Annotated in this window: 10 protein-coding genes and 1 riboswitch; of the genes, 5 read left to right on the top strand and 5 right to left on the bottom strand. The window is 67.3% G+C overall.

All coding sequences use genetic code 11. The features are described from left to right. Positions 1–41 precede the first annotated feature (41 nt). From SSKA14_RS07970 to SSKA14_RS07955, 4 genes are all read left to right on the top strand, one after another. The gene (locus tag SSKA14_RS07970) at positions 42–1,745 is read left to right on the top strand and encodes a glycosyltransferase family 39 protein (protein ID WP_008267416.1); all 1,704 of its coding nucleotides are present in this window, start codon (positions 42–44) and stop codon (positions 1,743–1,745) included. A gap of 111 nt (positions 1,746–1,856) precedes the next feature. Then, a complete protein-coding gene (locus tag SSKA14_RS07965; protein WP_040007296.1) occupies positions 1,857–2,609 on the top strand; it encodes a phosphatase PAP2 family protein in 753 nt (250 codons plus the stop codon). Continuing rightward, entirely contained in the window at positions 2,606–4,255 is a 1,650-nt protein-coding gene (locus tag SSKA14_RS07960; protein WP_008267201.1) for a phosphoethanolamine--lipid A transferase, read from the top strand. The genes SSKA14_RS07965 and SSKA14_RS07960 overlap by 4 nt, the downstream gene beginning before the upstream one ends. A 599-nt stretch (positions 4,256–4,854) precedes the next feature. Continuing rightward, complete coding sequence (locus tag SSKA14_RS07955) at positions 4,855–6,819, top strand: M2 family metallopeptidase (RefSeq protein ID WP_008265730.1); 1,965 nt, start codon at positions 4,855–4,857, stop codon at positions 6,817–6,819. 98 nt (positions 6,820–6,917) lie between these two features. Here the strand turns inward: SSKA14_RS07955 and SSKA14_RS07950 are convergent, their stop codons facing one another. The 3 genes from SSKA14_RS07950 to SSKA14_RS07940 form a co-directional block, all read right to left on the bottom strand. Beyond that, entirely contained in the window at positions 6,918–7,310 is a 393-nt protein-coding gene (locus tag SSKA14_RS07950) for a hypothetical protein (RefSeq protein ID WP_008265644.1), read from the bottom strand. A gap of 82 nt (positions 7,311–7,392) precedes the next feature. Beyond that, a complete protein-coding gene (locus SSKA14_RS07945; protein ID WP_008267552.1) occupies positions 7,393–8,289 on the bottom strand; it encodes a siderophore-interacting protein in 897 nt (298 codons plus the stop codon). A 140-nt stretch (positions 8,290–8,429) separates the two neighbouring features. After that, entirely contained in the window at positions 8,430–9,656 is a 1,227-nt protein-coding gene (locus SSKA14_RS07940; protein ID WP_040009448.1) for a multidrug effflux MFS transporter, read from the bottom strand. Between the two features lie 300 nt (positions 9,657–9,956). Continuing rightward, positions 9,957–10,059: riboswitch (glycine riboswitch) on the top strand. Between the two features lie 62 nt (positions 10,060–10,121). On the opposite strand from SSKA14_RS07940, the gene gcvP reads away from it, so the two are divergent. Beyond that, entirely contained in the window at positions 10,122–12,989 is a 2,868-nt protein-coding gene (gcvP, locus tag SSKA14_RS07935; RefSeq protein ID WP_008267226.1) for an aminomethyl-transferring glycine dehydrogenase, read from the top strand. A 92-nt stretch (positions 12,990–13,081) separates the two neighbouring features. Here the strand turns inward: gcvP and SSKA14_RS07930 are convergent, their stop codons facing one another. Then, on the bottom strand, positions 13,082–13,492 hold the full coding sequence (locus SSKA14_RS07930; RefSeq protein WP_040007294.1) for a VOC family protein: 411 nt from the start codon (positions 13,490–13,492) through the stop codon (positions 13,082–13,084). A gap of 103 nt (positions 13,493–13,595) precedes the next feature. After that, the gene (locus SSKA14_RS07925; protein WP_008266768.1) at positions 13,596–14,963 is read right to left on the bottom strand and encodes an amino acid permease; all 1,368 of its coding nucleotides are present in this window, start codon (positions 14,961–14,963) and stop codon (positions 13,596–13,598) included. Positions 14,964–15,028 lie beyond the last annotated feature (65 nt).

Raw genomic sequence — 15,028 nt, 5'->3', positions numbered from 1 at the left:
CCTGCCGCCTCAGAATGGCCGTTTTGCTCCCGGAGCCCGCCGTGCCCGTAGCCCTGCCCCGTCGTTGGCGCCTGCCCCTGCTGTGGCTGCTGATCATTGCCGCGCTGGCGGCCGGTATCGGCATGCGCCAGCCGCAACCGCCGGACGAGCCCCGCTTCGTGCTGGCTGCCCGCACCATGGTCGAGAGCGGGCAATGGCTGCTGCCCCACCGTGGCGTCGAGCTGTATGCGGAAAAGCCTCCGGTGTTCATGTGGCTGCAGGCGGCGGCCTACGAGGTGGTGGGCAGCTGGCAATGGTCGTTCCTGCTGCCCTCGCTGCTGGGCGCCCTGCTCAGCCTGTGGCTGGTCTCGGACCTGGCGCGGCGCCTGTGGTCCCCCCGGCATTCGCTGTACGCAGTGGCTGCGTTGTTCTGCACCCTGCAGTTCGGCCTGATGGCCAAGCGCGCGCAGATCGACATGGTGCTGGTGGGCATGACCACCGTGGCCCTGTGGGGCCTGATGCGCCACCTGTGTGAGCGACGCAACCTGCCCGCCCTGTGGCTGGCCGGTTTCGCCGCCGGTGTCGGCACGGTGACCAAGGGCGTGGGTTTCCTGCCGCTGCTGATGGTCCTGCCCTGGTTCGGCTGGTGGCTGTACCAGCGTCGCCGCGGCCATGTGGTGGAGGGCCCGCATCCGGCCAGCCTGCTCTGGCTCATCCCGGCCTTCCTGCTGGGCGTGGGGGTGTGGCTGGCACCGCTGGGCTGGGCCCTGCTGCATGCGCCCAGCGCCGAGCTGCAGGCCTATGCGCATGAGCTGTTGTTCAAGCAGACCGGCACCCGCTACGCCAACGCCTGGCATCACCGGCAGCCGGTCTGGTACTACCTGCAGGTGATCCTCACCCTGTGGCTGCCGGGCAGCCTGCTGCTGCCGCTGCTGTTCAAGCCGTGGTGGCGCCGCCTGCGCCGTGGCGACCGCCGGCAGTGGCTGCTGCTGGGCTGGGCGCTGCTGGTGCTGGTGTTCTTCAGTGCCAGCCCGGGCAAGCGCGAGGTCTATCTGCTGCCGATGCTGCCGGCGATGGCGCTGGCCGTCGCACCGCTGCTGCCGGGCCTGCTGCGCCGGCTGTGCGTGCGCCGCTACCTGTTCGGCTACAGCGTGGTGCTGATGCTGGCCACCGGCGTGCTCGGCGTGATGCTGATGACCGAGCACCCGTGGGCGGTGGCGCAGCTGGAGCGCCGGGCCATGCCTGACACCCTGCTGCCGGTGCTCGGCGACGGCCTGCTGACCTTCGCCATCGCCCTGGCCACGTTGATCGTATGGCTGCGGGTACGGCGCGCTGCGACACTGGTGCTGCTGACCCACGGCATGCTGTGGATGCTGTACGGACTGGTGCTGATCCCGGCGCTGGACCCCTACGCCTCGGCCTCGGCATTGATGCGCCGGGTCGGCGCGCGGATCGGCCCCGATGCCGAACTGGCGCTGGTGGCCTGGCGCGAACAGAACCTGCTGCAGGCCGACCGCCCGGTGCGCGAGTTCGGTTTCAAGCGCCCGTGGGCCGAGCAATGGCACGATGCGGGCCCGTGGCTGGCCGAAGCACCGGACAAGCGCTGGCTGCTGGTGCTGGACGATGCGATGAGCCCCTGCGTGGATCCGGCCAAGGTGATCGACATCGGCATTGCCAACCGGAATCGCTGGCAACTGCTCCCGGGTACCGCCTGGGACCCGGAGTGCCACGCCGAGCGGACAGGATCGACCGCTGAAGAAGACTGAACGTTGACACGTGCCGGGCAAACATTAACCCGGCACGAACGAGCGTCCGACCCTTCTCCGACATACAGGTGACGAGCATGACCGCGGATTCCCGAACCGCCCTTTCCCAGCATGCCCGTCCAACCCATTGATTCGGTAGCACCGCTTGCGACATCGCCACTGGCGTCAAGATTTGCCGTAACTCACCTCTGGCTGCCTGTCGCAATCGGCCTTCCCGTGTTTACGCTGCTGATGGGCTTCGGCGGCGATCAGTGGGTCGCCGACCATCTGTTCCGCCTTGAGGGTGGCCACTGGGCGTTGCAGGACGCCTGGGTCACCCGCACGCTCGTCCACAAGGTCGGCAAATGGATGAGCACGGCAGCAGCGCTGGTGGCGATCCTGTTGTGCTTCCACCATTGGCGCAAGGGCCGTGACCGGACCCTGCGCTGGGCGCTGCTTTATGTCGTTGCTGCCATGGCATTGGGCACCGGAGTGATCTCCCTGCTGAAGTCGCTGATACCGATGGAATGCCCGTGGGACCTGCTGCGCTATGGCGGCCACCAGCCCTTCATCGGATTGTTCACCCTGCGTCCGGCCGGCATGGCGCCGCAGGCCTGTTTCCCGGCCGGGCACGCCAGCGCGGGCTACGCCTGGCTCTGCCTGTACTTCTTCGCCCTGCTCTGGCGGCCTTCGTGGCGCTGGGCCGGGCTGTGCATCGGCCTGGGCACCGGCCTGGTGTTCGGCATCGGCCAGCAGCTGCGGGGCGCACATTTCCTTTCGCATGACGTTGCCACTGCCTTGATATGTTGGTTGCTTTCGTTGGGCCTGTATGTCCTGATCCGCCATCAGCTGGACCGTCCCCACCGCCAGGAGGCGAACGCATGAGTGCATCGGTCCAACGCTCCGCCCGCCTGCCGGCCCTGGCAAGCGTCCTCCGCTGGCGGCCGCAGCTGTCCACCGAAGCACTGATCGCGCTGACCAGCCTGTTCTTCGCGGTGGCCGGCAACGGCCTGTTCTGGCACAACGCGATGGCCAGCCATCCGGGCAGCCTGCGCTACGCACTTTCGCTGCTGTTGTTGCTGCTGGGTACGCACGGCGTGCTGCTCGGCATCCTGGTCTGGCGCTGGAACGCCAAGGTGGTGATCAGCCTGCTGCTGCTGGTGACCGCATTCGCTGCGCACTACATGAGCCGTTACCACATCTACCTGGATGCGGACATGCTGCGCAACGTGCTGGCGACCGATCCCAAGGAGAGCCGCGAACTGATGACGGTGTCGCTGGTGTGGCCGGTTCTGCTGCTGGCGATACTGCCGATGGTGGTGCTGTGGCGCGTGCAGCTGCGTCGTCGCAGCTGGGGACGCAGCCTGCTGTGGCGCCTCGGCTTCCTGGTGGTGGCGGCAGTGACCGCGGTCGGCGGCGCGCTGATCTCGTTCCAGGACGTCTCGGCGCTGATGCGCAACCAGCGCGAAGTACGCTATCTCGCCACCCCGGCCAACGTGCTGCTGGGCATGCCGCGCGCACTGCGTGGCGACAATCCGGTGCAGCGCGCGCCGAAGCTGCCGATCGGCACCGACGCCAAGGCCACGCCGCGTGCGCCGGCCAGCAAGCCGCGCCTGCTGGTGATCGTGATGGGCGAGACCGTGCGTGCGCAGAACTGGGGCCTCAACGGCGGCCGCAACACCACGCCGGAACTGGCGCAGGCGCCGGTCATCAACTTCCCGGACATGCACTCGTGCGGCACCAGCACCGAAGTCTCGCTGCCGTGCCTGTTCTCGCCGTGGGGCCGCCACGACTACGACGAGAAGAAGATCCGCGCGCACCAGTCGTTGCTGCACGTACTGAACCGTGCCGGCATCGCACCGCTGTGGCGTGACAACCAGTCCGGCTGCAAGGGCGTGTGCGAAGGCCTGGACTTCCAGTCATTGTCCGACGCAACCACGCCGGGGCTGTGTGCCGATGGCCGCTGCATGGACGAGATCCTGCTGCAGGACCTGGCCACCCAGGTCCGCGCCAAGCCCGGTGACCGGGTGGTGGTGCTGCACCAGCTGGGCAACCATGGACCGGCCTACTTCGAGCGCTATCCGCCGGCATTCCGTCGCTTCACCCCGACCTGTGATACCCGCGACATCGGCCGCTGCTCGCGCGAAGAGATCACCAACAGCTACAACAATGCCGTGCTGTACACCGATCACTTCCTGAGCAAGACCATCGGCACGCTGCAGGGCATGCAGGACTACGACACGGCGATGATCTACCTGTCCGACCACGGCGAGTCGCTGGGCGAGAAGGGCCTGTTCCTGCATGGCGTGCCCTACGCCATCGCACCGGCCGAGCAGACCCGCGTGCCGATGACGATGTGGTTCTCACCGGGCTTCGCCAGCAGCCGCGGTCTGGACCTGCAGTGCGTGCGCAAGCGTTCGGCGGCCTATGCCGACCATGACAACCTGTTCCCGTCGGTGCTGGGCCTGATGCAGGTGAAGACCTCGCTGTACGAGCGCGACCGCGACGTGTTCGCCAACTGCGAGAGTTGAGGGTTGTTCGGCAGGGCTTGCAGCCCTGCACCTGCTCAATGCAAAGGCAACGGCCAAAGCAAGAGCGGCATTCCGTGGGTTGGCGGGGTGGGTCCGGTTGAGGGGGACGCCGTAAATACGTCCATGTAGGCTCGGTCGCCGCATCCATGCGGCTCACGCCCCCTCAACCGGACCCACCCCGCCTTCGACAGTTTTCCGCGATCTGCTGGAACGGCAGTCTGCTCTGGTGGGTGTCGACCTTGGTCGACACGGTAGATCTGATTCAAATTTGATTATCGATACCTGACAGATGTGTCGACCAAGGTCGACACCCACCAACAGCCGCCGCGATCTGTCAGAGGTGGGGCGGTGTCGGGGTGCGGGGTGTCAGCCGCATGGATGCGGCTGCCAAGCCCCCATGGACGGGTTCACGGCGTCCCCGCACACCGACATCGCCCCGCCATCCCACGGATAGCCCGCTTTTGATGTTGATGTTGCTGTTGCCGTTGCTTCTGCAGGTGCAGGGCGCAGCCCTGCCGAACCCAACCGACTTCCGCCACTTGCGGTGACAGCAACTGACCACTAGCCTTCGGCCGTCGTTCACCACCCAAGGACCGCCCGTGAAACACCGCCATCTCCTGCTGGCCTCGGCAATCGCCGCCGCCACGCTGGCCCTGGTCGCCTGCAAGAAGGAACCGTCGCCCGGCACCGAGACCGCCAGCCCCAGCGCGCCGGCCGGCGAAACCGCCGACCAGTTCGTGGCCCGAATCAATGCCGAATTCAAGGCCGCCTACCCGGAGATGACCTCGGCGCAGTGGCTGTCCTCCACCTACATCAACAGCGATTCCGAACGCATCGCGGCCAAGGCCAACGAACGCTCGCTGACCCAGCTCAACAGCTGGATCGAGCAGGCCAGTAAGTTCGAAGGCAAGCCGATGAGCGAGGACAGCAAGCGCGCCATCCACCTGCTGAAGCTGATGTCCTCGATGCCGGCGCCGCGTGACCCGGCCAAGCTGGCTGAACTGACCCAGATCGCCACCCGCATGGAAGGCAGCTACGGGGCCGGCAAGTACTGCACCGACGCCAACGATCCGAACTCCTGTCGCCAGCTGGGCGAACTGGAGCAGGTGCTGGCGCGCAGCCGCGACTACGACAAGCAGCTCGATGCCTGGCAGGGCTGGCACAGCACCACCAAGAGCATGCGTGGCGACTACCAGAAGTTCGTCGGCCTGGTGAACGAAGGTGCCAAGGGCATGGGCTTCACCGATGCCGGCCAGATGTGGCGCAGCGGCTACGACATGCCGCCGGAGCAGATCGGCCCGGAAACCGACCGCCTGTGGGAACAGGTCAAGCCGATGTACGAGCAGCTGCACTGCTACGCACGTGGCAAGCTGGACAAGACCTACGGCAAGGACAAGGCCGAAGTGGGCAATGGCCTGATCGCCGCGCACCTGCTGGGCAACATGTGGCAGCAGGACTGGTCGAACCTGTGGGACCAGCTGGAGCCGTACCCCGGTGCCGGCAGCCTGGACATCACCGCAGCGCTTGAAAAGCAGTACCAGACCAACCTGAGCGCGGCGCTGGCCAAGGCCGGCAAGGACGCCAACGTGGCCGCGCAGTACAAGGCGCAGCGCGAGGCCGAACTGCGTACCGCCAGGCAGATGACCGAGCGTGCGCAGGACTTCTACGTGTCGCTGGGCATGCCCTCGCTGCCGCAGTCGTATTGGGAGAAGACCCAGTTCATCAAGCCCGATGACCGCGACGTGGTCTGCCACGCCAGCGCCTGGGACATGAACATGGAAGGCGATGTGCGCACCAAGATGTGCATCAAGCCGAACGAAGAGAACTTCACCACCATCTACCACGAGCTGGGCCACATCTATTACGACCTGGCCTACAACCCGCTGCCGCCGCTGTTCCAGGGCGGTGCCAACGATGGCTTCCATGAAGCGATCGGCGACACCATCGTGCTGGCGATGACCCCCAAGTACCTCAGCTCGATCGGTCTGGTCGATGCGCCGACCGAGAGTCGCGAGGCGGTCATCAACAACCAGATGCGCATGGCGCTGTCGGGCGTGTCGTTCCTGCCGTTCGGGCTGATGATCGACCGCTGGCGCTGGGGCGTGTTCGACGGTTCGATCACCGCCGACAACTACAACAAGGCGTGGTGGGACCTGAAGGCCAAGTACCAGGGCGTGGCCCCGGCCAGCAGCCGTGGCGAAGAGTTCTTCGACCCGGGCGCCAAGTACCACGTGCCGGGCAACACCCCGTACACCCGCTACTTCCTGGCGCGCATCCTGCAGTTCCAGTTCTACAAGGGCTTGTGCGATGCGGCCGGCTACAAGGGCCCGCTGCATGAGTGCACCTTCTACGGCAACAAGGAAGCCGGCCAGAAGTACTGGGCGATGCTGAGCAAGGGTGCCAGCCAGCCGTGGCAGGCCACCCTGAAGGAACTGACCGGCACCGACAAGCTCGATGCCGGCCCGATGATCGAGTACTTCACCCCGGTCAACGAGTGGCTGAAGCAGCAGAACGAAGGCCAGATGTGCGGCTGGCAGGCCAACGCGGCCCCGGCGGCGAAATGAAAGAGGGGCGGATCCGCGAGGATCCGCCCCTTTCTGGTAGTGCCGGCCGCTGGCCGGCACCGGCAGCCGGCCAGCGGCCGGCGCTACCGAAATGCCTGTCAGCTGTTCTTCTTCGCCGCCATCGCCGCGGCCAGCTCGGCCTTGAATTCCTCGAAGGTCTGGCCCTTCTCCTTCGCTTCGGCCTGCGCGGCATCGCGCAGCGCATCGGAGTACATCAGGCGCACCGGCGTGCCGTTGCGCTCGTGCAGTTCACCGGCCTGCATGATCAGCGCCAGCACCTGCGCAGCGCTCTCGCTGTGGCCGGCGATGCGACCATCCATGCCCAGCACCCATTCGCCATCACGGCGCACGACACCGGCCAGCAGGGTGCGCTGTGCATCGCGCAGTTCGGCATGCGGCTCCACCGGCGAGGCCTGGGCTGCAGCCTTGTTGGCGGCCTGCTTTTCCTGGCGACGGCGCTGGTCGCGGCGGGTCTTGGAGCTGGTGGACATGGTGCGATACCGCGGCGAGGGGGGCGCAAGGATAGCGCACCCCGCCCGCCGGGCCACTTCACGCACGTTCGATCCTGCGCGATCAGTCCAGTACTTTGCCGTGCCGCCAGTAGCCCATGAAGGTGATCGCGCGGCGGTCCAGCCCGCAGTCGCGGACCAGATGCCGGCGGATCGCCATCACGGCCCCGGCCTCGCCCGCCACCCAGGCGTACAGCGGCCCCGCCACGCTGGCATCGGCCTGCTCCCAGAGGATCTGCGCATCGACGTCGATCTCCTCCAGCTCATCGCCGACGGCCACGCTCGAGGCCGCTGCCAGGCGTTCCTGCACCGCCTGCAGCAGGGGCTGGCCGTAGGCCGCCTGCCCGCGCGGCAGCCAGACCAGTTCGGCGCTGGCCGGCGCGGTCAACGGCACCGCATCACCGGCCTGGGCCACTTCCAGCAGGGCCAGCGTGCGTGGCGGGTCCGCCAGTGCGGCCAGTTCCTCAAGAATGCCGGCCACGGCCGGCAAGGCGGTCTCGTCGGCCACCAGCAGTACCTGTCCAACGCCGGCCGGCGGCTTCCATTCCCAGCCTTCGCTGCTGTCGGCGCAGTCGGCGTCCGGAGCGAGCAGCGCCACACGGTCGCCCGGGCGTGCATGCATGGCCCAGCGCGAGGCGGGCCCGGTCACGCCATGGATGACGAAATCGACGTCGACCTCGCGCTGCTCAGCGCGCAGCTGACGGATGGTGTAGGTGCGCATCGGTGGGCGCTGGTCATCAGGCAGGGCCCGATAGCGCGGGTACCAGTCCTCGCCACTGGGCACCTGTGGCACGTCCTGCCCGGGCAAGGGGAAGAACACCTTGATGCGCTGGTCGGGGCCTTCAGTCTTCATCCGTGCCACGTCGGCACCGGTGAACACCATGCGGTCCAGCGAAGGGGAAAGCACGCGGCGCTCTTTCAGCGTCACCTCGAACAGGCGGTAGGTCTGCTGCGCAGCCATGGGGGAACCTCATGCAACGACATTGGATCGGCTGGCTGTCGTGCACCCTGCACCGGCTGGCTGGAGTCCCCAGCCTAATCCGGTGGTGTTCCGCCGCAAGGGTTGCGGGCATCGCGCCCTGCCCTACCCCTGCGCGCTGCTCAATGGTCCGTGCAGGCTGCCTGCGCCACGCGTTCACGCTGGTGTTCCCAGTACCAGAACACGAAACCGATGGCGAAAAAGGCGGCCTGGCCCAGTGCCAGGTGCAACGGGCTGGCACTGAGCAGCGGTGATACCACGCCCGCCACCACGGTGCTGATCATCAGCTGCGCAAAGGCCTGCAGCGAAGACGCCAGGCCTCGCTGATGCGGGTACATGTCCAGCACCGCCAGCGCCAGGATCGGGAAGATCAGCGCCATGCCCATGCCGCCCAGGAAGATCGGCAGCACCGCCCACGGCAGCACGAACTGCGGTGACAGCGCCACGTAGCCGACGTTCAGCAGTGCCGACAGCGCGCACAGGCTGAAACCGATGGCGACCTGGCGGGTGGGCGTGGTGTGCCCGGCCATGCGCCCGGACAGGAACGAGCCGGTGGTCATGCCGCCGATGGTCGGGATGAACAGCCAAGCGAAACCGCCCTCGCCGAGGTGCAGGTGCTGCATCACGAACACCGGCGCCGAGGAGATGTACAGGAAGATGCCGCCGAAGCCGATGCTGCCGGCCAGCGCCAGGCGCAGGAAACGCGGATTGAAGCCGATGCGCACGTAGTCGCGCATCAGCACCCGCGGCGACAGCGGCACCCGCGCCTCGACCGGATGCGTTTCCGGCAGGAAGCGTGCGGTGGCCGCCAGCAGCACCAGTGCGAACACCACCAGGAACCAGAAGATCAGCGGCCAACCCGCACCACTGAGCAGGATCCAGCCGCCGATGATCGGCGCGATCGCCGGGGCGATGCCGAACAGCATCGACACCTGGCTCATCAGCCGCTGCGCGTCATGGCCGTGGTACAGGTCGCGGATCACCGCGCGGCCGACGATCATGCCGACACCCGCCGACAGGCCCTGCAGCGCGCGGAACGCCAGCAGCGTGGTCAGGTCGGTGGACAGCGCACAGCCGACCGAGGCGCCGACGAACACCACCAGGCCGCCGAGGATCACCCGCTTGCGGCCCCAGGCATCGGACAGCGGGCCGTGTGCCAGGCTCATCAGGCCGTAGAACAGCAGGTACACGCTGATGGTCTGCTGCACCGCCACTTCGTCCACCGCCAGGCGCTGGGCCAGCTGCGGGAAGGCCGGGAAGATGGTGTCGATCGAGAACGGACCGAACATGGCCAGGCCGGCGAGCAGCAGGGCCATGCGGCGGGTGGAAGGAGCAACAGCGGCGGTCATGGGAAAGGCGTCCGGCAGGGCCATGCGCGGCACGCACGGCGGGCGCCGGTCCCCCTGCAGCAGGGACGGCGCCAGATGAATTCGGGTATCCGCCCATCATAGGTGGGGATTGCGCCTGATGCCATGCAGCAGTGCACAAAACGTACGGACGGGCCATCGGCCATTCAGGCGCGACCGCCCCCGCCTGAGGCGGCCGCCAGGCCCGCGACGGGCTATAATCGGCTGGCAACACGGTGGGAGAAGCGGAACACCGCTGCCGAAGGCGCAACGCCCGTAATCGCTCAGGCCCGATACCACCCGTAACACAACTCTGGAGAGACCGGTTCGATCCGGCGCCGAAGGGGCACGAAGCTGCGGCCAGCCGCACTTCCAAACTCTCAGGCAAAAGGACAGAGGGGCGCCCCGCAGACCGCCGACCGGCGGCTTGTGCCCGTGCGTGTGCCCTTTCCTGACGGATCCTTCGCCATGTCCCAGAACACCCCTTCCCTGCGTGAGCTCGAGCACCATTCCGCGTTCGTCGAGCGCCACATCGGCCCCAACGATGCCGAGATCGCGCAGATGCTCGACGTCGTCGGCCACGCGTCGCTGGATGCGATGACCGACGCCATCGTGCCGGCCAAGATCAAGTCGCCCGCACCGCTGGCACTGCCGGAATCGATGACCGAAGTGCAGGCACTGGCGAAGATCCGTGCGATCGCCGACAAGAACACCGTGCTGCGCAGCTTCATCGGCCAGGGCTACTACGGTACCCACACGCCGAACGTGATCCTGCGCAACATCCTGGAAAACCCGGCCTGGTACACCGCCTACACCCCGTACCAGGCCGAAATCTCGCAGGGCCGCATGGAAGCGCTGATCAACTTCCAGACCCTGTGCGCCGACCTGACCGGCATGGAAATCGCCAACGCCTCGCTGCTGGACGAAGCCACCGCCGCCGCCGAAGCGATGACCCTGGCCAAGCGTTCGGCCAAGTCGAAGTCGGACACCTTCTTCGTGCACGACGCCGTGCACCCGCAGACGCTGGAACTGCTGCGCACCCGCGCCGAGCCCATGGGCATCGTGCTGCGCGTCGGTACCCCGGCCGAAGCGCTGGAAGCGGAAGCCTTCGGCCTGCTGCTGCAGTACCCGGACACCTTCGGCCAGGTCGGCGACTACAAGGCGCTGGTCGATGCCGTGCACGCGCGCGGCGGTTTGGTGGCCGTGGCCACCGACCTGCTGGCACTGACCCTGCTGGCTGCCCCCGGCGAATGGGGCGCGGACATCGTGGTCGGCAACAGCCAGCGTTTCGGCGTGCCGTTCGGCTTCGGTGGCCCGCATGCGGCCTTCATGGCCTGCCGCGATGCCTACAAGCGTTCGATGCCGGGCCGCCTGATCGGCGTCTCGGTCGATGCGCAGGGCAACCCGGCCTATCGCCTGACCCTGCAGACCCGCGAGCAGCACATCCGCCGCGAGAAGGCCACCTCCAACATCTGCACCGCGCAGGTGCTGCTGGCGGTGATGGCCTCGATGTACGCCGTGTACCACGGCCCGGACGGCCTGACCCGCATCGCCCGCCGCACCCACCGCCTGGCCTCGATCCTGGCCGCCGCGCTACGCACGGCTGGCGTGCAGGTCGGTGGCGACTTCTTCGACACCCTGCATGTCACCGGCGTGCACGCCGATGAGATCCACGCCAAGGCCCGCGCCGCCGGTTACAACCTGCGCGCGATCGACAGCGACTCGGTCGGCATCAGCCTGGACGAAACCGCGACCCGCGCCGATGTGGTGGCGCTGGCTGCCGTGTTCGGTGCGCAGGCCGACGTCGACGCGCTCGATGCCAGCACCGCCGACGCGCTGCCGGCCGGCCTGCTGCGCCAGTCCGCGTTCCTGACCCACCCGGTGTTCAACACCCATCACAGCGAGCACGAACTGCTGCGCTACCTGCGCTCGCTGGCCGACAAGGACCTGGCGATGGACCGCACGATGATCCCGCTGGGCTCGTGCACGATGAAGCTCAACGCCACCGCCGAGATGATTCCGGTGACCTGGCCGGAGTTCTCGCAGATCCATCCGCTGGTGCCGGCCGACCAGGCGCTGGGCTACAAGGAACTGATCGATACGCTGGAAGCGATGCTGGTGGAGTGCACCGGCTACGACGCGGTCAGCCTGCAGCCGAACTCCGGCGCGCAGGGCGAATACGCCGGCCTGCTGGCGATCCGCGCCTACCACCGCTCGCGCGGCGAAGGTCATCGCGATATCTGCCTGATTCCGGACTCGGCGCATGGCACCAACCCGGCGTCGGCGCAGATGTGCGGCATGAAGGTGGTGGTGACCAAGACCGACGCCAACGGCAACGTCGATGTCGAGGACATCCGCCTCAACGCCGAGAAGTACAGCGACCGCCTGGCCGCGATCATGATGACCTACCCGTCCACGCACGGCGTGTTCGAGGAAGAGGTGGTGGAGATCTGCGAGATCATCCACCAGCACGGCGGCCAGGTGTACACCGACGGTGCCAACATGAACGCCCTGGTCGGCGTGGCCAAGCCGGGCAAGTGGGGTTCGGACGTCTCGCACCTGAACCTGCACAAGACCTTCTGCATCCCGCACGGCGGTGGCGGCCCGGGCGTCGGCCCGTGCGCGGTCAAGGAGCACCTGGCCCCGTTCCTGCCGGGCAAGCTGGGTGACCACGGCCCGGTCGGCATGGTCAGCGCGGCCAGCTTCGGCAGCGCCTCGATCCTGCCGATCAGCTGGATGTACATCGCGATGATGGGCAGCGAAGGCCTGCGCAAGGCCACCCAGGTCGCGCAGCTCAATGCCAACTACATCGCCAAGCGCCTGGCCCCGCACTTCAAGACCCTGTACACCGGCCGCAACGGCCTGGTGGCACACGAGTGCATCCTCGACGTGCGTCCGCTGGAAAAGACCAGCGGCATCGGTGCCGAGGACGTGGCCAAGCGCCTGATCGACTTCGGCTTCCACGCCCCGACCCTGAGCTTCCCGGTGGCCGGCACGCTGATGGTCGAACCGACCGAGAGCGAATCGCTGCACGAACTGGATCGCTTCATCAACGCGATGATCCAGATCCGCGAGGAAATCAGCGCGATCGAAGACGGCCGCCTGGACCGCGAGGACAACCCGCTGAAGAACGCACCGCACACTGCCACCGCAGTGACCGCGAGCGAGTGGACCCACGCCTACCCGCGCGAACTGGCTGCCTTCCCGCTGGCCAGCCTGAAGCAGAGCAAGTACTGGCCGCCGGTGGCGCGCGTCGACAACGTGTATGGCGACAAGAACGTGATGTGTGCCTGCATCCCGGTCGATGCCTACAAGGACGATGAAGTCGAGGCGTAAGCCTTCGATCCATCGGAAATGAAAACGGCCCGCGCAAGCGGGCCGTTTTTTCAAGGGTCTGTGGACCAAGGTCCACACCCACAAAGATCCGATCACGGGTCCGGCATCTGCCCCAGGCTCAACTGCCAGGACACGCCGAAGCGGTCCTGCACCCATCCGTAGCGGTTGCTGAAATCGTAGTCACCCACCGGCATCAGCCAGTGCCCACCTTCGCCCAGCACGCGCACCGCGCGCTCGAACTGCTCGGCGCCGGCACACTCGACGAACAGCGAGATGGACGGGGTGAAAGTGAAGCCGTGCACATCGAGGCTGTCGAAGCACAGGTAATGGGTGCCGCCGAGCAGGAAGATGGCCTGGCGGACCTGCCCGGGCACCCCGGCACCGGGCCCCTCCGGGTGGCGTTGCAGGGCCAGCAACCGGAAATCGGCAAAGGCCTCGGCATACAGGGCCAGGGCGGCTTCGGCCTGGCCGGTGAACATCAGGAACGGACGGCTGCGCAGCATGCGGAACTCCTGTTCGACGGGCCGGTGACGGCCCACACGATCAGCATCGCACGCCCGATGTGCAGCCCCCGTGGTAGTGCCGGCCGCTGGCCGGCAGCTTCCATCACGCCTCGCGCATCCGCCGCGCGATCGCACTGCCAGCGGCGATGGTGGCGGTCAGTGCCACCATCGACAGGAACTGCAGGCGGGTGTGCGACTCACTCAGCAGCAGGCCGAAGATCAGCGCCAGGATCGCCAATGCACAGCAGGTCAGCCACGGGAAGCCGGCCATGCGGAACGGCAGGCGCGTGCCCAGCCGATCCGCGCGCCGACGCAGCACCAGCTGCGAGACCAGCGACAGCGTCCACACCAGCAGGCAGGTGGAACCGACGATGTTCAGCAGCACCGGCAACACGCGGTCCGGGAACAGCAGTTCCATCACCGTGGCGGCGAAACCGAACAGCACGCTGGCCAGCACGGCGACCACCGGCACCTGGCGCGGATCGGTCCAGCCGAGCACGGCCGGGGCTTCGCGGCGCTGCGCCAGCGAATACATCATGCGCGAGGCACCGTAGAGGTTGGCATTGAGCGCCGACAGCAGCGCGATCACCGCGATCAGGGTGATGGCGGTGCCCGCACCCGGAATGCGGGCGATATCAAGCACCGCAGCGAACGGCGACTTCAGCGCTTCGCTGGTCCACGGCACCACGGCGATGATCACGCTCAGCGAGCCGATGTAGAACACCAGGATGCGCCAGGCCACGGTACGGATGGCACGGGCGATGCTGCGCTCGGGGTCTTCGGTTTCAGCAGCGGCGACGGCCACGATCTCGGTACCGCCGAAGGCAAACACCACCACCAGCAGCGCCGCACCGATGCCGGCCAGGCCCTTCGGTGCGAAGCCGCCGTGTTCGGTGAAATTGCTCAGGCCTGGCGAGGTCACCTGCGGCAGCCAGCCCATCAGCAGCGCCACGCCGATGGCGATGAACGCCAGGATCGCCACCACCTTGAGGATCGCGAACCAGAACTCGAACTCGCCGAAATTCTTCACGCCGAGCAGGTTGATCGCGGTGAAGAACAGCATGAAGGCCAGCGCCGCCATCGGTACCGGTACCGATGGCCACACCGTGGCCAGCAGGCCGGCCGCACCCACCGCCTCGGCGGCGATCACGATCACCAGCTGCACCCACCACAGCCAGCCGACGGTGGCGCCGGCCGTGGCGCCCATGGCGTCGGCGGCGTACACCGAGAACGCACCGCTGGTCGGCTTGGCCGCCGCCATCTCGCCCAGCGCGTTCATTACGATGATCACCAGCGCACCGGCGACCAGATAGGACACCAGCACCGCCGGACCGGCCGCCTGCACACCCACGCCCGAGCCGAGGAACAATCCGGCGCCGATGGCGCTGCCCAGGCCCATCATGATCAGCTGGCGGGGCTTGAGCGAATGTCCGAGGCGGGACGGCGAAGCGGTCGGAATCGAATTGGGCATCGGCAGGGCTGGCGGCGGGCTACAGGGGCGACACCTTACCCTGTCCCATGCCCACGGGGATAGGC

Source organism: Stenotrophomonas sp. SKA14, assembly GCF_000158575.1.
GTDB classification, from domain to species: domain Bacteria; phylum Pseudomonadota; class Gammaproteobacteria; order Xanthomonadales; family Xanthomonadaceae; genus Stenotrophomonas; species Stenotrophomonas forensis.
This window is presented reverse-complemented; position numbering and strand designations above follow the sequence as displayed.

Excerpts from the sequence above, each read along its gene's own strand:
- SSKA14_RS07950 (WP_008265644.1), bottom strand. The coding sequence starts at position 7,310 with ATGTCCACCAGCTCCAAGACCCGCCGCGACCAGCGCCGTCGCCAGGAA.
- SSKA14_RS07940 (WP_040009448.1), bottom strand. The coding sequence starts at position 9,656 with ATGACCGCCGCTGTTGCTCCTTCCACCCGCCGCATGGCCCTGCTGCTC.
- SSKA14_RS07925 (WP_008266768.1), bottom strand. The coding sequence starts at position 14,963 with ATGCCCAATTCGATTCCGACCGCTTCGCCGTCCCGCCTCGGACATTCG.
- SSKA14_RS07960 (WP_008267201.1), top strand. The coding sequence starts at position 2,606 with ATGAGTGCATCGGTCCAACGCTCCGCCCGCCTGCCGGCCCTGGCAAGC.
- SSKA14_RS07945 (WP_008267552.1), bottom strand. The coding sequence starts at position 8,289 with ATGGCTGCGCAGCAGACCTACCGCCTGTTCGAGGTGACGCTGAAAGAG.
- SSKA14_RS07930 (WP_040007294.1), bottom strand. The coding sequence starts at position 13,492 with ATGCTGCGCAGCCGTCCGTTCCTGATGTTCACCGGCCAGGCCGAAGCC.
- SSKA14_RS07965 (WP_040007296.1), top strand. The coding sequence starts at position 1,857 with ATGCCCGTCCAACCCATTGATTCGGTAGCACCGCTTGCGACATCGCCA.
- gcvP (WP_008267226.1), top strand. The coding sequence starts at position 10,122 with ATGTCCCAGAACACCCCTTCCCTGCGTGAGCTCGAGCACCATTCCGCG.